This window comes from Streptomyces sp. NPDC050997 (genome assembly GCF_040660135.1).
Taxonomy (GTDB): Bacteria; Actinomycetota; Actinomycetes; order Streptomycetales; family Streptomycetaceae; genus Streptomyces.
Map to the genome: position 1 here is coordinate 180,515 of NZ_JBFAGK010000015.1, position 17,258 is coordinate 197,772.

Sequence of the window (17,258 nt, forward strand, 5' to 3'; positions counted from 1 at the left end):
GTCCAGAACGCGGGGGATCCAGGGCCGGGAAAATCCCGTGACCCACCCCGCCCCCGTTCCCTACACTCTCCACGGATCACGCACCGCCCACCACACCGGGCCCGTGTGCGCGGATGAGGCAGACCAGCGAGGGGAGACCGGCCGTGTGCTACCGCACCGCTGTTGTCGTTCCCCGGTCGCTGCACGAGGTGATCCTCGTGTCTCCGTCCGTCCGGTGCCCGCTGCGCGGCCGGTACCGGATGCCCGAGCCGACCCTCTGATCAGCGCGCCGTCAACTCCTCGCGGAACTGCGGAACCGTAGAACCACGGAACCGCAGAACCACGCCTGTTGACGTGCCGTCAAGTCCGCCCGGGAATCGCGCCGCCCCGTCACATCTCATCCGAAAGGCCCTGGGCCGTGCGCACCAACCTCAACGCCCTCACCGTCGTCCGCAACCTCGGCATCCTCGCCCACGTCGACGCCGGCAAGACCACCGTCACCGAGCGGATCCTGTACGCCACCGGCACCACCCACCGGCGCGGCGAGGTCCACGACGGCACGACCGTCACCGACTTCGACCCGCAGGAGCGCGATCGGGGCATCACGATCTTCGCCGCGGCCGTGAGCTGCGCCTGGGACGGTCATCGGATCAACCTGATCGACACCCCGGGTCACGTCGACTTCGCCGACGAGGTGGAGCGTTCGCTGCGGGTCCTCGACGGCGCGGTCGCGGTCTTCGACGCCGTCGCGGGCGTGGAGCCGCAGAGCGAGTCGGTGTGGCGGCAGGCCGACCGGTACGGCGTACCGAGGATCGCCTTCGTCAACAAGCTGGACCGGGCGGGCGCCGACCTCGACACGGCCGTCGCCTCGATCCGGGAGCGGCTGCACCCGGCCCCGCTCGTCGTGCAGTTGCCCATCGGAGCGGAGGACGGGTTCACCGGCGTCGTCGACCTGCTCCGGATGCGGGCGCTGACCTGGGGCGAAGACGGTGACACGGCCACCGAGGGACCGGTTCCGGACGCCCTGTACGACGAGGCGCTACGGCGGCGCCGGCTCCTGGAGGAGGCCGTGGCCGAACGTCACCCGGCCGCGCTGGAGGAGTTCTGCGACCGGGAGACGCTCTCCGCCGCGAGCCTCACCGCCGCGCTGCGCGACCTCACGCGCAGCGGCGACGGCGTGGTCGTGCTGTGCGGCTCGGCCTACCGCAACCGGGGGATCGAACCGCTGCTCGACGCCGTCGTGGCGTACCTGCCGTCCCCGCTCGACGTGCCCGCCGTACGCGGCACGCACGACGGATCCGAGCAGGAGCGGGCCGCGGATCCGCACGCGCCGTTCGCGGCACTGGCGTTCAAGGTGCACGCCACCGCGACGGGACGGCTGACCTATCTACGGGTGTACTCGGGAACGATCGGAAAGGGGGACACGGTGCTGGACGCGGGCGCGGGGCGGACCGAGCGGATCGGACGGATCCTGCGGGTGCGGGCCGACCGGCACGCCCAGGTGGACCGGGCGCTGGCCGGAGACATCGTCGCCGTGGTCGGACTGAAGTCGGCCCGGGCCGGCTCGACCCTGTGCGCGCCTGGCGCTCCGCTCGTCCTGGAACCGCCGAGCGTGGCCGACCCGGTCGTCTCGGTGGCGGTCGAGGCCCGCGGGCCGGCCGACACGGACCGGCTGGCGTCGGCGCTGGCGCGGCTGGTCGAGGAGGACCCGTCGCTGGTGGTCCGCACCGACCCGGAGACCGGGCAGACGGTGCTGTCCGGCATGGGTGAACTGCATCTGGAGGTCGCGGTGGAGAAGGTGCGGCGCGACCACGGGCTTGCGGTCGCCGTCGGCCGTCCGGGCGTGTCCTACCGGGAGACGGTCGCCCGAGGGGTGTCCGGGCTGGTCCACCGGCACGTCAAACAGGACGGCGGAGCAGGGCAGTTCGCGCAGGTAGTCATCGATGTGGAGCCGCTGGAGGAGATCATGGGCTTCGAGTTCCGCTCGACGGTCGTCGGCGGGCGGGTGCCGCAGGAGTACGTCCGCGCGGTCGAGGCCGGCTGCCGGGACGCCCTCACCGAGGGGCCGCTCGGCGGGCACCCGGTGACCGGGCTGCGGGTCACCCTCACCGACGGGGCGACCCATGTGAAGGACTCCTCGGACATGGCGTTCCGCACCGCGGGCCGCTTCGCCCTGAGGGAAGCGCTGCGCGCCTCGGCGATGACCCTGCTGGAACCGGTCGTCGAGGTCACGGTCACCGTCCCCGAGGACGCCGTCGGCACCGTCCTCGGCGACCTGGCCGCCCGCCGTGGCCGCGTCTCCGGCTCGGCCACCCGGGCGGGCGCCGCGGTGGTCACCGCCACCGTGCCGCTGGCCGAACTCTTCGGCTACGCGACCCGGTTGCGCAGCCGCACCCAGGGCCGCGGCACCTTCACGGCCCGCCCCACCGGCTACGCCCCGGCACCGGCGGCGACACCGACGCGATAACGGCGTCGGACGGCGGGGCCCGTACGAAGGCGGCCTGGAGCGCCAGACCACCTGGCGCCCGGGCCGCCGCCGTCACCGCGGGACTGCTGAGCGACTCGCGGCAGCCGGGCGTCAGCAGTCCCTGAACTCCGGCGACTGGTTCAGCACCTGCGACCGCGCCGACGTGAACCGTCCGTACGACTCGCCGTCCCGTGACTCCGGTCGGAACGCCGCCACCCGGTGGCAGTTCTGGAAGGCGAGGGCGATGCCGAAGTGGCGTTCCAGACTGCCGCGGATGGCGTCGCTGGCCAACGCCCGAAGGAGTTGGCCGCGTTCCCGCTCGGACGGAGGCGGGGTCTGGTTGTCGGTGAACTCGGCCTCGCCGGCGCGGAGTTGGGCGGCGAGGGAGGCGATCAGGTCGTAGGCGTAGGGGAGGGAGGCGCGGACGGTGGCCACGAAGTCCTCCTCGCGGAGGTCACCGTGCTCGGCTTCGGCGAGGAGTTGGGGGGAGACGGCGAGCGACATGGCTGGGGGTCCTGTCCGGTTGTTGTGAGGTGAGGTGAGGCGCCGGGGAGGTGAGAGGTCAGACGACGAGCGCGGCGGGGCCCGGTACGAAGTCCGGGTCCACCTGGGCGGCGAGGTCGAGGCCGGTGGTCGCGTCCGCCCAGGCCCGCGCGTTGCGCAGGTGGAACTCGACGGCGTGGCCGTGCAGGGCCGTCCAGTCGCGGGGGTGGGAGTCCACGGTCTCCCGGAGGGTGTTCAGGGCGTGCCGGTTGGACGGCTCCAGGGTGTCCAGGCCGCCCTCCGCCCGGCCCTGTTCGGCCGAGCGCACCCAGGGGGAGTGGACGAGGTGGGTGAGGAGGTCGTCGCCGACCTGTTCCTTGAGGAAGAGCAGGTCGTCCTCGCCGGTGACCTTGTTGCCGACCACGGCGATCCGGATGCCGAACTCCCGGGCGTGGTCCCGGTACTGGCGGTAGACCGAGACGCCCTTGCGGGTCGGCTCCGCGACCAGGAAGGTCAGGTCGAAGCGGGTGAACAGGCCGGAGGCGAACGCGTCGGCGCCCGCCGTCATGTCGACGACGACGTACTCGCCGGGACCGTCCACCAGGTGGTTGAGGTAGAGCTCCACCCCGCCGAGCTTGGAGTGGTAGCAGGCCACTCCCAGGTCGCTCTCGTCGAACGCGCCGGTCACCATCAGCGGCACCTCGCCCGCGCGCCGGACGTGCCGCGTGTGCAACTCGTCGTCTCCGAGCAACCTCAGCAGACGCGATCCGCGTCCGGGCGGGGTGGTCTTGATCATCGCCTCGCGGGAGGCGATGCGGGGGTTGGTGCCCCGCAGATAGTCCTTGATGTGGTCCAGGTGGGTGCCCAGGGGTGGGGCGTCCAAGGGGCCGTCGTCGTGGCCGAGTGCTTCGTCCAGGTGCTGGTTGATGTCGCCGTCGATGGCGAGGACCGGTGCGCCGGAGCGTGCCAGGTGCCGGGAGAAGAGTGCGGACAGGGTGGTCTTGCCGCTGCCGCCCTTGCCGACGAACGCGATCCGCACTACCGCTCCGTCTTTTCGAAGATGAGCTTTTTGAAAATGGATGTCATGTCGGTAGGTTGTAGGGGTGTCCGGCAACGGGTGTCAAGTCGCCCGGGAGTTGGCCGCGCCATCACCCGCCCCGTGATCACCCGAAGGGCTTAATGCATATGATTGGCAAGTGCGTGACTACTGCATCAGGGCGGCGAGCCCGGACGACCTCGAAGGTGCGCGAGCCGTGATGCTCGACACCGTCTACCGCGACTTCGGTACCGGATACGTGCCCCGCTGGCACGGCGACATCATCGATCCGGCCGCCGCCTACCTCACCCCGGCCCGCCACACCCTCCTCGTCGCCCTAGACCCGGACGAGCGGACCGTCGTGGCCACCGCCGCCCTCGACTCCCGCGGCCCCGCCCATCCGCCCAACCCGCGCCACATCGCCGAGCGTTACCCCTCCGGCGAGACGGCGCAGCTGCGCCGGGTGTACGTCCGCCCCGAGCATCGCCGGCGCGGCCTCGCCCGGCGCCTGGTCGACGGACTGCTCGCCTTCGCCGCCGCGGACGGCGGCTACCGCGCCGTCTATCTGCACACCGACCCGGCGGTCCCGGGCGCCGAGCCCTTCTGGCGGTCGCTCGGAAAGGCCGTGTACGACGAGCGCGCTGACCCCCGCGGCAACGGGGTCGTCCACTTCGAGATCCCGATAGGACGGTGACCGGCGTGCGACGCCGCCACATACTCGGTTCCCTGCTGCTCTCCCCGCTCCTCACCGCCTGCTTCGCCTCCTCCGGCGGCGACTCGTCGGGCGACCCGAAGGACGGCTCCCGGCTGCGGGTCGCGCTCGCGTTCCCGCCCGCCGAGAACCTCTCGCCGTACGGGGCCGACGCCACCGTCCTCAGTCGCCTCGGCGTCACCGAGGGCCTGACCGCGCTGGACGCCAACGGCGCCGCCGCCCCCGCGCTCGCCGCCTCCTGGCGCCGGGAGAACGACCGCACCTGGCTGTTCACCCTGCGCGAGGCGACGTTCCAGGACGGCTCGGACGTCACCCCGGGGGCGGTCGCCACCGCCCTCACCCACGCCACCGACGCCGAGCCCGCGCCCGCCGCCCTGTCCGGCGTCACCCTCACCGCCAAGGCCGACGGCGGCACCGGGGTGCGGATCACCACGGGCGTCCCCGACCCCGTACTGCCCCTGCGTCTGTCCAGCCCCAGCCTCGCCGTCCTCTCCTCGAAGGCGTACGGCAAGGGGCGCGTCGACCCGGTCGGCACCGCCACCGGACCCTTCGAACTGACGAAGGTCAGCGGATCCACGTCCGCCGCACTCGACCGCCACGACGACTACTGGGGCGGCCGCGCCCAGGCCTCCGGCGTCGACGTCCGCTTCATCGCCGACGGCACCGCCCGCGCGAGCGCACTGCGCACCGGCGAGATCGACCTCGCCGAGTCGATCCCCGTCGCGCAGGCCGCCACCCTCGACAAGGCCACCCGCAAGGAGACGGCCACCACCCGCACCACCAGCCTGCTGCTCAACGCGAGGTCAGGCCCGTTCAAGGACCCGAAGGTGCGCGCCGCCGCCCGCCGGGCCGTCGACACCTCCGCACTCGCCGAGGGCGTCTACGAGGGACACGCCGACCCCGGCGCCGGCATCTACGGACCCGCGGTGACCTGGGCCGAGGACAAGCGGCGGCAGCCGGTCGGGAGGGCGAAGCCCGCGACCCCCGACGGCACCAGGATCACCCTCGCCACCTACGACAACCGGCCCGAACTCCCCGAGGTCGCCCAGGTGTTGAAGCAGCAGCTGGAGAAGGCCGGGTTCCGCGTCACGCTGGAGGTGCGCGAGTACTCGCGGCTGGAGAGCGACGCCCTGGACGGGAAGTTCGACGCCGTCGTCCTCGCCCGCAACACCCTCGTCGACACCGGCGACCCCCTCGCCGTCCTCGCCGGCGACTACACCTGCGACGGCGGCTACGGCATCGCCCAGCTCTGCGACCAGGACGTCGACCGGGCCGTGGCGAAGGCCGAGGGCATCGCCGACATCGCCGAACGGCAGGACGCGGCCATGACCGCCGAGGCCGCGATCCTCGGCACCGACGCCGTGGTCCCGCTGGTCCACCAGCGCATCATCACCGGCGTCGGCAGCTCGGTCAGCGGCGTGCTCCTCGACCCGTACGAGCGCACCCTCGTCGGCACCGGAACGCGACGCTGATCCATGCGACAGCACCTGGTCACGCCCGTGTGGCGGGCCGCGCTCGCGGTCGCCCTGGTGTGCGGCATCGGCCTGCTGCCCTGGCTGACCCGGACCGACCCGGCGCTCACCGTCCTCAAGGCACGCTCGGCCGACCGCGACCCCACCCCCGAGGTGCTGGCCGACATCCGCGCCCAACTCGGCCTGGACCGGGGCCCGTTCTCCCTCCTCGGACAGTGGCTCGGCGGACTGTGGCACGGGGACGCCGGCCGGTCGTGGCTGTCCGGCGACGAGGTCACGCCCGCCGTCCTCCAGTCCCTCGGGGTGTCCCTGCTGCTGATGGCGGTGGCCTTCGCGGTCGCCGCCGTCACCGCCGCGCTGATCTGCGCCCGCACCCTGTGGCTCGGCGCGCACCGGCGCCTCGACGGGCGGCGCGCGGGAGGCACCGGCTCGGCGGTCCTCGCCGCACTGCCCGAGTTCCTCACCGCGTCCGTCCTCGCCACCGTCGTCGGCGTCCAACTGGGCTGGCTGCCCGCCCTCGGCTGGTACGGCCCCCAGTGGACGGTGCTGCCCGCCCTCGCGCTCGGCCTGCCCGCCGGCGCCGTCATCGGGCGACTCCTCGACGACCTGCTGCCCGGCGCTCTCACCGAACCCTGGGCGCTGGCCGCCACCGCACGCGGACTGCCCGGTCGGCGCATCGCCCGCCAGGCGGTACGCCGCTGTCTGCCCGGACTGCTGCCGAACCTCGGCCTGTTCGTGGTCGGCCTGACCGGCGGGGCGGTCGCGGTGGAGCAGATCTTCGACATCCCCGGCATCGGCCGCACCACACTCCAGGCCGCCCTCGCCCAGGACCTGCCCGTCCTCCAGGCCGGCACGCTGGTCATGGTCCTGCTGGCCGCGGCGGTGGCGGGGCTCGGCGCCCTCGCCACCCGGCTCCTCGCCGGTCCCGCGCTGCGCGACGGCGCGCTGCCCTCGCTCCACCGGCCCACACCACCGGCCCGCCGGGTCCTGCCGTACGTCCACGGGGGGCTCCTCGTCGCCGTCGTCGCGCTCGGTCTGCCTCGCGACCCGCTCGCCCTCGACACCGGCGAACGCCTCCAACCTCCCTCCGGGGCCCACCCGTTCGGCACCGACGCGCTCGGCCGGGACATGCTCGCCCGGGTCGCGCACGGAGCCCTCGACACCCTTCTGCTCGCCCTGGCGATCGGCGCCGCCACCCTGCTCGCCGGCGTCCTGCTCGGACTGCTGCCCAGGCTGTCCGGACCCCTCGTCGACACCGTCAACGCCGTACCGCCCGTCCTCCTCGCCCTGCTGGTCACCGCCGTCGTCGGCAGCGGACCCGCCACCCCCGCGCTCGCCGTGGGCGCCGTCGCCTGGGCGCCCCTCGCGGCGCACGCCTCCGCGCTGCTGTGTCAGGAACGAGCCGCCCTCCATGTGACCGCCACCCGGGGCCTCGGCGCGGGCCGCTGGTACCTCCTGCGCCACGAACTGCTGCCCGCCGTCCTCCCACCGGTCACCCGGCACGCCCTGCTCCGCCTGCCCGGCATCGCGCTAGCCCTGGCCTCGCTCGCCTTCCTCGGTCTGGGCGCGCAGCCGCCCTCTCCGGAATGGGGGCTGCTCCTCGCCGAGAACCAGCCCTACGCCGAACGCGCCCCCTGGTCGGTCCTCGCCCCCGCCGCCGTCCTCGCCCTGCTCGGGGCGTTCGCGGTGAGCGCGGCGGGCGGGGTGCGGATGTCACGCCGGCGAGCGGGATCCCGTACACCCTCGATCGCAGTCGAACAACCGTCAGCCGCAAGGGAGTTGGTGGGGACGCGGTGACGTCGATCTCGGTCGGTCCGGGCCGGGCGGCCAGGGAGCGCACTCACCTCTCGCCCCTGCTGCGGCTGCTGATCCTCACTCAACTCGCCTTCAACATCGGCTTTTTCGCCGTGCTGCCGTTCCTGTCCGAACACCTGGGGCGGGCCGTGGGCATGGCGGGCTGGCTGGTCGGGCTGGTGCTCGGGCTGCGGACCTTCAGTCAGCAGGGGCTGTTCGTGGTGGGCGGGGCGCTGGCGGACCGGTACGGGATCCGGCCGGTGGTCCTCGCCGGGTGCGCGCTCAGGATCGCCGGGTTCGCCTGGCTCGGCTTCGCCGAACGGACCTGGACGGTCATCGGCGCCGTCCTGCTGATCGGGTTCGCCGCCGCGCTGTTCTCGCCGGCCGTGGAGTCCGAGGTCGCCCGGCAGGCGGTGGAGTGGGAGGAGACGGGCGGCGGCCCCCGTACCCGGGTCCTGGCGCTGTTCACCGTCGCCGGACAGGCCGGGGCGTTCGTCGGCCCGCTGCTCGGCGCGCTGCTGCTGTCGGTGGATTTCCGTACCGTGTGCCTGGCCGGAGCCGGGATCTTCGTGCTCGTCCTCGCCGGGCACGCGTGGCTGCTGCCGCAGCGGATCCCGGGACGGGCCCGCGTCGAGGTCCGGGGCGGCATGGGGCTGTTGCTGCGCAACCGGCAATTCCTGGCGCTGTGCTGCGGATACGGCGCCTACCTGCTCGCCTACAACCAGCTCTACCTCGCCCTGCCCGCCGAAGTGGAACGCGCGACGGGTTCGCAGGCGCCGCTGGCCTGGCTGTTCGCCCTGTCGTCGCTGCTGGTGGTGACCGCCCAACTGCCCGTCACCCGCTGGGCGGGGAGCCGTCTGACGCTCCGCCGGTCCATGGTGACCGGTCTGCTGCTGGTCGCGGCCGGGTTCGTCGTCGTGGCCGCCGCCCGGCCCGCCGAGTGGACCGGCACCGCGGGGCTGCTGCCCGCCGCGGGCTTCGTCGTGCTGCTCACCCTCGGCCAGATGCTGGTCGCCCCCGTCGCCCGCGCCTGGGTTCCCGACCTCGCCGAGGAGGGCCGCCTCGGCCTGTACACGGGGGCGCTGTCCTCGGTCTCCGGCCTGATCGTCCTGGCCGGCAGCGCGGCGACGGGCACCCTGCTGGACAGCGGGCTGCCGGGCACGGTGCCGTGGCTGGTACTGGCGGCCGTGCCGGCCGCGGCGATCGCGCTGCTGCCCGGCCGACGGACGAACGGGCCCCGCCGATAGGGCCCACGGCACGTCTAAGGCATGTCCACGGCATGGAGACCCAGGACGTCCGGGTGGAGATCGCCCGGGCAGCGGATCAGCAACTCGTCCACGCCTTCGGGCCCTGCGACCGGCCCGGGAGGCGGGGGGCGCGGACCCTCGACCTCACCTCGCGACCCGACCGGGCCGCGGAGAACCGGCTGTGCGAGCGGCTGGGGTTTTGGCCCAGGCAGGCCACCGGGTACCGGGTGCCGCTGCGGGGCTGACGGTCCGGGAGCCGACCGGATGCCCGCCGTACGGCCGCCGGTTCAGGAGCCGACGACCGGATGCCCGCCGTACGACCGTCCGTTCAGGACGCCACCGGCTCGCGCTCCGGCACCAGTTCCAGCTCCAGCATCTGCGTCACCGCGGCCTTCTGGGACCGGTACGTCCGCCACAGCCACAGGATGTCCCGGCCGAACGACCAGATCAGCAGGACCAGTGCCACCGCGACGATCCCGAAGGTCGCCGGGTAGGGCAGGAGGTTCGAGGCGGCCAGGAGGAGGAAGACGCCCTGGAGGGCGGCCACCGTCTTGCGGGCCATGCTCGGGGGAAGGGCCGCGTTGAGCCAGGGAAGGGCGCGGGCCGCGGCGACGAAGGCGTACCGCATGGTGCCTATGAGGAGGACCCAGGGGCCCAGGGACATCGAGAGGTAGACGCTGAGCACCAGGATCAGGAACGCGTCGACCTCCATGTCGAAACGCGCGCCCAGCGGGGTCGACGTGCCCGTGCGGCGGGCGACCTGACCGTCGACCCCGTCGAGTATCAGGGCCACCGCCGTCAGTCCGACGAACAGCGTGACCGGCGGTGAACTCTCGAAGGAGTCCGCGACCAGTGCCGTGACACCGCCGACCAGTGTCGCCCGGCCGAGGGTCACCCGGTTCGCCGGGCCGAAGGAGCGCGGCCGCGTGCGGTGCAGGGCCCGGGAAAGCACCGCCCAGGTGGCGACGGCGAAGGCGAGGCCGGTCAGCCAGCCCGCCGGCCCCATGCCGATCGCCGTACCGAGCAGGGCCAGCAAAAGGATCTGCAGGCCCGCTCCCACCGCGGTCTCCTGCTGGACCAGCCTTGCTTCGTAAGTGTTGTTCAGGGCCACCGCACATTCCTCCGGCCAGGTGACAGAGTCGATCAAGGCCGCGTACTGTGCGCGACCTGTGCACACCTCGGTACGTGAACCGCTTCCCGATCGTTCAGGAGGATGCCGATGAAGCGCACCGCGCGTGCTTTCTGGCTCAGCTCACCCGGCCACGGCGAGATATGCGACGTGACCCTGCCGGACCCGTCCGCGGGCGAGGTGGTCGTCCGCTCCCTGTACTCCGGAGTCAGCCGGGGCACGGAGACCCTGGTGTTCCGCGGCGGCGTGCCGGAGAGCCAGTACGCGGCCATGCGGGCACCGTTCCAGGAAGGCGACTTCCCGGCACCGGTGAAGTACGGCTACCTCAGTGTCGGCCTGGTGGAGGAGGGGCCCGAGGCCCTGGTCGGCCGGACCGTCTTCTGCCTCTACCCGCACCAGACGCGGTACGTCGTCCCGGTGGACGCGGTGACGGTCGTACCGGCGAACGTCCCCGCCGAACGGGCCGTTCTCGCCGGGACCGTCGAGACCGCCGTGAACGCCCTGTGGGACGCGGCCCCCCTGCTCGGCGACCGGATCGCGGTCGTCGGCGGCGGCATGGTCGGCAGCTCGGTGGCCGCCCTGCTGGCCCGTTTCCCCGGGACACGGGTCCAGTTGGTGGACGCCGACCCCGCCCGGGCGAAGACCGCCGAGGCCCTCGGCGTCGACTTCGCGACCCCCGGTGAGGCGCTCGGCGACTGCGACCTCGTCGTCCACGCCAGCGCCACCGAACAGGGCCTGACCCGCGCCCTGGAACTGCTGACCACCGAAGGCACCGTCCTCGAACTGAGCTGGTACGGCGACCGGCAGGTCAGCCTCCCGCTCGGCGAGGCCTTCCACTCACGGCGCCTGGTCATCCGCAGCAGCCAGGTCGGCTCGGTCTCCCCGGCCCGCCGTTCCAGCCGCAGTTACGCCGACCGGCTCGCCCTCGCTCTCGACCTGCTCGCCGACCCGGCCCTGGACGCCCTCGTCACCGGTGAATGCGGGTTCGAGCAACTGCCGGACGTGCTGCCGCGACTGGCCTCCGGCGAGATCCCGGCGCTCTGCCACCGGGTCCGTTACGACGAGCTCACGTGACACACAGGTTCAATTCCGTACGACAACGGCGCCTGACCTGAGAAAAGAGTGAGAGACGGCTGAACAAGGGGAAGCCAAGAGCCGTACTACACGGCATCCCCCGGCAGGGATTCAGCGGGGGGACCAGACGCGCCGCACCTGGAGGGTCGTCCGTTGTTCAGCATCACCGTCCGCGATCACATCATGATCGCCCACAGCTTCCGCGGCGAGGTCTTCGGACCCGCGCAGCGCCTGCACGGAGCGACGTTCCTGGTGGACGCCACGTTCCGGCGCGAGCAGCTGGACGACGACAACATCGTCGTCGACATCGGACTTGCCACTCAGGAACTCGGGGCCGTAGTCAGCGAGCTGAACTACCGCAACCTCGACAACGAGCCCGACTTCGCCGGCATCAACACCTCCACGGAGTACCTGGCGAAGGTCGTCGCCGACCGGCTCGCCGAACGCGTCCACAAGGGCGCGCTCGGCGAGGGCGCCAGGGGCCTGGCGGGCCTCACCATCACGCTGCACGAGTCGCATGTCGCCTGGGCGAGTTACGAGCGTGCGCTGTGACCGACACGACCATGGAGCGGACCACCACGCTGGGCTACGTGCCCGTGCAGAACTCCGCACTCAAGAACGCCGAGATCATCCCGATGTCCCTGCGCTCCGTGCACTTCGTCCTGCCGGGCGGCGTGGACGACCCGGCCGCGCCCAGCGGCGGCAACGCCTACGACCGGCGGGTCAGCCTTGACCTGGCCGGCTTCGGCTGGCAGGTCCACAAGCACGCCGTGGACGGCAGCTGGCCCAGTCCGGGAGCGGCCGCCCGCACGGAACTCGCCCGGGTGCTGCGGGAGCTGCCGGACGACACGGTCGTCCTGCTGGACGGGCTGGTCGCCTGCGGGGTGCCCGAGATCGTCGTCCCCGAGGCGGAACGGCTGCGCCTGGCCGTCCTGGTCCATCTCCCGCTCGGCGACGAGACGGGACTGGACCCGGCGGTGGCGGCGGACCTCGACGCCAGGGAACGCGAGGTGCTGCGGGCCGTCCCGGCCGTCATCGCCACCAGCGACTGGGCCGTACGCAGACTCGTCTCGCACCACGGCCTCGCCCCCGAGCGGGTCCATGTCGCCGCCCCCGGCGCCGACATCGCCCCCCTCGCCTCCGGCACCGACGGCGTCTCCCGGCTGCTGTGCGTGGCCGCCGTGACCCCGCGCAAGGGACAGCACCGGCTGGTGGAGGCACTGGCCACGGTGACCGACCTGCCGTGGAGCTGCGTCTTCGTCGGCGGACTCGGGCACGACCCGGAGTACGTCGCCGGACTGCGGGCCCTGATCAGCGAGCACGGACTCCAGGACCGCCTGCGCCTCGCGGGCCCCCAGTCCGGTGCCGTACTCGACGCCAGCTACGCCTCCGCCGACCTCATGGTCCTCGCCTCCTACGCCGAGACCTACGGCATGGCGGTGACCGAGGCGCTCGCCCGCGGCATCCCGGTGCTGGCGACGGACGTCGGCGGGCTCGCGGAGGCCGTCGGGCGGGCACCCGACGGAGGAGTGCCCGGCATCCTCGTCCCGCCGGAGGACCCCGCCGCTCTCGCCGCCGAACTGCGCGGCTGGTTCGGCGAGGCGGACGTACGACGTCGCCTGAAGGCCGCTGCCCGGGGCCGACGGGCCGCCCTGGGCGGTTGGGCGACCACGGCTCGCAGCCTGGCCGGAGTACTGGGCCGACTGCCGAACGCACCCAGGAGGGCGGCATGACGGAGACGGCTATGACCAAGCAGGCGGGGACGATTCCGACACCGCACGCCTCCCGGGAGGCGGTCGGGGGCGCCGGAGGAGCGGCCGAGGCGGCGAACACCGTGATCGCCGGTGCGGGCCCCACCCTCGGCCCCGGTGAGCGGCCCACCGTGCGGCTGCGGGACGCCGGCCCCGACGATCCGCCGCGCTACGCCCCCGAGTGGCTGGAGCTGCGGGAGGGGGCCGACGCCGTCGGACGGTCGAACGACCTGCTCGACCCGCTGCGGATCCGGCTCGCGAACCTGCCCGGGAAGGCCGGTCTGGTCATCCACGACCTGGGCTGCGGCACGGGCTCGATGGGCCGCTGGCTGGCCCCCCGCCTGGACGGCGCCCAGCACTGGATCCTGCACGACCGCGACCCCTACCTCCTGCACTTCGCCGCCGTCGCCTCCCCGCGGTCCGCCGCCGACGGCAGCCGGGTCACCGTGGAGACACGGCGCGGCGACGTCGCCCGGCTGACCACGGACGTCCTCGCCGGCGCGTCCCTGGTGACGGCCTCCGCGCTGCTCGACGTCCTCACCCGCGAGGAGGTCGAAGCCCTCGCCGCCGCCTGCACCGGCGCCGGCTGCCCGGCCCTGCTGACCCTGTCGGTGGCCGGCCGGGTCGACCTCACCCCGTCCGACCCGCTGGACGCGGAGATCGCCGAGGCGTTCAACGCCCACCAGCGCCGCGACGGCCTGCTCGGACCGGACGCGATCAACGCGGCGTGCGAGGCGTTCTCGGAACGCGGCGCCACGGTACGGCTGCACCCGAGCCCCTGGCGGCTCGGCCCCTCCGAGTCCGCGCTGACCGCGCAATGGCTGCGCGGCTGGGTCGGCGCGGCCGTCGAGGAACGGCCCGAGTTGGCACCGCGCGCGGAACGGTATCTGCGCGAACGTCTCGCGGCTTGTGAGGCAGGGGAGTTGCGGGTCGTCGTGCACCACAGCGACCTGCTGGCGCTGTCCCGGCCGACGACCGGCTCGGAGTCATGAGCGTGGAGACGGTGGGGGCGCGGGCGGCCCGGCTCACTGTCGGGCCGCGTGCGAAGAGCGCCGAGCCGTGCGTAGGGACCGCCGATCGGCGCGAAGGCGCCGCCGAACCGCGCGAGGGAAACGTCTCGTCGTGCGAGCGGGACACCACACCGGGCGGGTCGGACGCCGAGCGGACCGAGCGGCAGGGGCCGTCGGCCCAGCGGCACGGGGGCTCGGTCGAGGTCTTCGCGCTCCCCGCTGTCCCGCGCGGGCTCTCGCCCGAGGACCTCGCCGCCCGGACCAAGGCCCTCGCCGCCCGCACCGAGGCCCTCGCCGCCCGCGACGAGCTGCTCGCGGCCCGGACGGAGGCGCTCGCCTCCGCCGGTGGGCCCCAGGCCGTGCGCTCGGGCCCTGCCGTCTCCGGGACCCGGATCGGCGTGATCGTGGCCAGTGCCAGGCCCGAAGCAGGCGCTCCGGGCGCGCCCCGCTGGCGGACCGCCCTGCGCGGCACGCTGGGCCGCCTCAACTCCCCTGCCGTCCGCACCCACTTCGGCACCGTCGCCGGCGTCGTCATCCTCGCCGCCCTCCTGTGGCGCATGGGCACCGGCGTCTTCCTGGACGGACTGCGCCGCATCGACGGGCCGACCCTGCTGGTGGCCGTCGGCATCGGGCTGCTCACCACCGTGTTCAGTGCCTGGCGCTGGGCCCTGGTGGCCCGTGGCCTCGGAATCAGGCTGCCGCTGGTACCGGCCGTGGCCGACTACTACCGCGCGCTGTTCCTGAACGCGGCCCTGCCCGGCGGTGTCCTCGGGGACGTCCACCGGGCGGTCCGGCACGGGCAGAGCACCGGTGACCTCGGCCGCGGGGTTCGCGCGGTCGTCCTCGAACGGGCCGCCGGACAGGCCGTGCTGACCGTCGTGGGCGGCGCCGTGCTGCTGACCATGCCGTCGCCCGTGCTGGCCGACGCCCGGCACGTCGCCCCGCTGGCCGGCCTCGCCGCACTCGGCGCCCTGGCGGTCGTCGTGGCCCTGCGCATGAACCGCGCCCCCTCCCGTCGCGGACGCGCCCTGCGCGCCGGCCTGGCCGAGGCCCGCGAGGGACTGCTGTCCCGCCGTAACTGGCCCGGCGTCGCACTGTCCTCGGCCGTGGTGCTCTCGGGCCACCTCGCGATGTTCGTCGTCGCCGCCCGCGTCGCCGGGTCCGGCGCCTCCGTCGCCGTACTGCTGCCCCTCGCGGTCCTCGCCCTGCTCGCGATGGGGCTGCCGCTGAACATCGGCGGCTTCGGCCCCCGCGAGGGCGTCACCGCCTGGGCGTTCGGCGCGGCCGGCCTCGGTGCGAGCAGCGGGCTGGCGGTCGCGGTGGTGTACGGGGTGCTCAGCTTCGTGGCCGCTCTGCCGGGCGCCCTCGTCCTGGTCGCCCGGTGGTACACCGGCCTGCGCGGTGCGGACGCCGGAACCGCGGACGTCGCGCGGGAACCAGCCGCGGCGGTCGGGGCGGTCGTGGTGATTCCGGAGCCCCGCCGCTCGCCGGACGGCGACTACCCGCGCTCGTCCACGGCGGCCCTCGTGGTGCCGTCCGCGGACGTGAGCAGCGAGAAATACGTCCCGAAGGAATCGGCGAAGCCCGCCAGCAGTTCCTTCCCCTTTTCCGCGGAACCAAGGGAAGGACGGCCTATGACGCCCGAATCGGTATAGGCGGACATTCCGACGGTGAGCAGATGACGGCGGTCGTCCGCGACGAAATCGGCGGACTCGTAACCGGGTCGGACCATTTCAGGATGGGCGTGCAGCAGGATGGAGGTCTCGATTTCCCCCGCGTGCATGTCGGTGAGCAGCGAGGTCGCCACCCCGGCCCGCTCCCTGGCCGCCTCCCAGTCCTCCGGGGCCGGGAAGAGGGCCATCCGCTCACCGCGCGCGGAGGACTCCTGGACGACATTGCCCAGGACGTAGTTCCCACCGTGCCCGTTGACCAGCACCAGGGCCTCGACGCCCGAGCGGCGCAGCGACGCCGCGATGTCCCGTACCACCGCGTGAAGGGTCACCGAGGAGATGCTGACGGTTCCCGGCCAGGCCGCGTGCTCGTGCGAACAGCCGATGGTCACCGGCGGGAGAAGGTGCACCGGGTACACGGTGGCGATCTCCCGGGCTATGGCGCAGGCGACGAGCGTGTCGGTCGCCAACGGAAGGTACGCACCGTGCTGTTCGAAGCTACCGACGGGAAGGACGGCCACCTGGGTTGAGACGTTGGCGCCTCGCGTCCGTACGTCTTCCGTAGTGTCCGTCGGCACCAGACCGTACGCCGCCGACCGTATTCCCGAACCGCTCATCTTTTCACGGCCTTTCGTCTCTGCTTAGGAACCAGATCATGACAGATAAAATTGGCGTGCTCGGCAAGAAGTCGCCGCAGCGCACGGGTGTGGAACGCGTCGTGAATGCCCCGCTGCCCACCGTCTACGGGAAATTCCAGGCGGTCGGCTACCTCGATCACGATCGTGGCGAGGAACAAGTGGCCCTGGTCTACGGCGAGATCGGCACAGACGATGTCCTCACCCGGCTGCATTCCGAATGCCTGACCGGTGACGCCTTCGGTTCCCAGCACTGCGAGTGCGGCGACCAGTTGGCCTCCGCGCTGCGCGCGGTCGCCGCGGAGGGCCGCGGCATCGTCGTCTACCTCAGGGGGCACGAGGGCCGGGGCATCGGCCTGCTCGCCAAGCTGCGGGCGATGGCGCTGCAGGCGGAGGGCCTGGACACCGTGGAGGCGAACCTGGCACTCGGCCTGCCGGTGGACGCCCGCGACTACGGCGTCGCCGCCGGCATCCTGCACGACCTGGGCGTGAACTCGGTCCGTCTGATGTCCAACAACCCGCGCAAGCGCGAGGCGCTGCTGCGGCACGGCATCCACGTCGCCGAGACGGTGCCGCTGCTGATACCGCCGTGCGAGAACAACATCACCTATCTGCGGACGAAGCGGGAGCGCCTGGACCACCACCTGCCCCATCTGGACGCGGTCGTCAGCTCCTCCTGAACCGCGGGCCCGGCGGCGGCCGGCCGGTGCCACTCCGGCGCCGCCCGCCGCGCCCGCGGTGCGCGTCGCACCGGGCCCGGGCCGCCGAGCGGGTGCGAGCGACGGTCCTTGCGGGAAGC

At 73.2% G+C, this 17,258-nt stretch carries 15 protein-coding genes and 1 pseudogene; 12 read left to right on the forward strand and 4 right to left on the reverse strand.

Translation table 11 applies throughout. The features are described 5' to 3' along the window. Nucleotides 1-397 precede the first annotated feature (397 nt). Nucleotides 398-2,446, forward strand: coding sequence for an elongation factor G (gene fusA, locus AB0H86_RS30025; protein WP_362445535.1), 2,049 nt, complete (start codon nt 398-400; stop codon nt 2,444-2,446). Nucleotides 2,447-2,557: 111 nt separating this feature from the next. Here the strand turns inward: fusA and AB0H86_RS30030 are convergent, their stop codons facing one another. Both AB0H86_RS30030 and AB0H86_RS30035 read right to left on the reverse strand, forming a co-directional pair. Then, complete coding sequence (locus AB0H86_RS30030) at nt 2,558-2,950, reverse strand: SCO5389 family protein (RefSeq protein WP_362445538.1); 393 nt, start codon at nt 2,948-2,950, stop codon at nt 2,558-2,560. A gap of 58 nt (nt 2,951-3,008) precedes the next feature. Then, on the reverse strand, nt 3,009-3,968 hold the full coding sequence (locus tag AB0H86_RS30035; RefSeq protein ID WP_362445541.1) for an ATP-binding protein: 960 nt from the start codon (nt 3,966-3,968) through the stop codon (nt 3,009-3,011). Nucleotides 3,969-4,125: 157 nt separating this feature from the next. On the opposite strand from AB0H86_RS30035, the gene AB0H86_RS30040 reads away from it, so the two are divergent. Genes AB0H86_RS30040 through AB0H86_RS30060 form a run of 5 tightly spaced genes read left to right on the forward strand, consistent with a single transcriptional unit; the run spans nt 4,126 to nt 9,435 of the window. Beyond that, complete coding sequence (locus AB0H86_RS30040; protein ID WP_362445544.1) at nt 4,126-4,659, forward strand: GNAT family N-acetyltransferase; 534 nt, start codon at nt 4,126-4,128, stop codon at nt 4,657-4,659. Continuing rightward, a complete protein-coding gene (locus AB0H86_RS30045; RefSeq protein ID WP_362445547.1) occupies nt 4,656-6,149 on the forward strand; it encodes an ABC transporter substrate-binding protein in 1,494 nt (497 codons plus the stop codon). Before AB0H86_RS30040 ends, AB0H86_RS30045 begins: the two co-directional genes overlap by 4 nt. 3 nt (nt 6,150-6,152) lie before the next feature. Next, a complete protein-coding gene (locus AB0H86_RS30050; RefSeq protein WP_362445550.1) occupies nt 6,153-7,946 on the forward strand; it encodes an ABC transporter permease subunit in 1,794 nt (597 codons plus the stop codon). A 5-nt stretch (nt 7,947-7,951) separates the two neighbouring features. Further along, complete coding sequence (locus tag AB0H86_RS30055; RefSeq protein ID WP_362445652.1) at nt 7,952-9,190, forward strand: MFS transporter; 1,239 nt, start codon at nt 7,952-7,954, stop codon at nt 9,188-9,190. A 32-nt stretch (nt 9,191-9,222) separates the two neighbouring features. Further along, on the forward strand, nt 9,223-9,435 hold the full coding sequence (locus AB0H86_RS30060) for a hypothetical protein (RefSeq protein WP_362445553.1): 213 nt from the start codon (nt 9,223-9,225) through the stop codon (nt 9,433-9,435). An 83-nt stretch (nt 9,436-9,518) separates the two neighbouring features. Here the strand turns inward: AB0H86_RS30060 and AB0H86_RS30065 are convergent, their stop codons facing one another. Next, nucleotides 9,519-10,301: a CDP-alcohol phosphatidyltransferase family protein gene (locus tag AB0H86_RS30065; protein ID WP_362445556.1), complete on the reverse strand. Its 783-nt coding sequence runs from the start codon at nt 10,299-10,301 to the stop codon at nt 9,519-9,521. Nucleotides 10,302-10,409: 108 nt separating this feature from the next. Here AB0H86_RS30065 and AB0H86_RS30070 point away from each other — a divergent pair, with 108 nt between their 5' ends. The 5 genes and pseudogenes from AB0H86_RS30070 to AB0H86_RS30090 form a co-directional block, all read left to right on the forward strand. Further along, nucleotides 10,410-11,393 carry a zinc-binding alcohol dehydrogenase gene (locus AB0H86_RS30070; protein ID WP_362445560.1) on the forward strand — a complete coding sequence of 328 codons (984 nt, stop codon included), beginning with the start codon at nt 10,410-10,412 and terminating at the stop codon, nt 11,391-11,393. Nucleotides 11,394-11,546: 153 nt separating this feature from the next. Beyond that, nucleotides 11,547-11,945: a 6-carboxytetrahydropterin synthase gene (locus AB0H86_RS30075; protein WP_362445563.1), complete on the forward strand. Its 399-nt coding sequence runs from the start codon at nt 11,547-11,549 to the stop codon at nt 11,943-11,945. Beyond that, the gene (locus AB0H86_RS30080) at nt 11,942-13,126 is read left to right on the forward strand and encodes a glycosyltransferase family 4 protein (RefSeq protein WP_362445566.1); all 1,185 of its coding nucleotides are present in this window, start codon (nt 11,942-11,944) and stop codon (nt 13,124-13,126) included. The genes AB0H86_RS30075 and AB0H86_RS30080 overlap by 4 nt, the downstream gene beginning before the upstream one ends. Then, complete coding sequence (locus tag AB0H86_RS30085) at nt 13,123-14,136, forward strand: class I SAM-dependent methyltransferase (RefSeq protein ID WP_362445569.1); 1,014 nt, start codon at nt 13,123-13,125, stop codon at nt 14,134-14,136. Before AB0H86_RS30080 ends, AB0H86_RS30085 begins: the two co-directional genes overlap by 4 nt. Beyond that, a pseudogene (locus tag AB0H86_RS30090) lies at nt 14,133-15,503 on the forward strand (lysylphosphatidylglycerol synthase transmembrane domain-containing protein); the annotation flags it as partial. The gene AB0H86_RS30085 and the pseudogene AB0H86_RS30090, both read left to right, overlap by 4 nt. A 149-nt stretch (nt 15,504-15,652) precedes the next feature. Here AB0H86_RS30090 and AB0H86_RS30095 read toward each other — a convergent pair. Further along, nucleotides 15,653-16,441 carry a creatininase family protein gene (locus tag AB0H86_RS30095; protein WP_362445572.1) on the reverse strand — a complete coding sequence of 263 codons (789 nt, stop codon included), beginning with the start codon at nt 16,439-16,441 and terminating at the stop codon, nt 15,653-15,655. 38 nt (nt 16,442-16,479) lie between these two features. Here AB0H86_RS30095 and ribA point away from each other — a divergent pair, with 38 nt between their 5' ends. Continuing rightward, complete coding sequence (gene ribA / locus AB0H86_RS30100; protein WP_362445575.1) at nt 16,480-17,139, forward strand: GTP cyclohydrolase II; 660 nt, start codon at nt 16,480-16,482, stop codon at nt 17,137-17,139. Nucleotides 17,140-17,258: the final 119 nt, after the last annotated feature.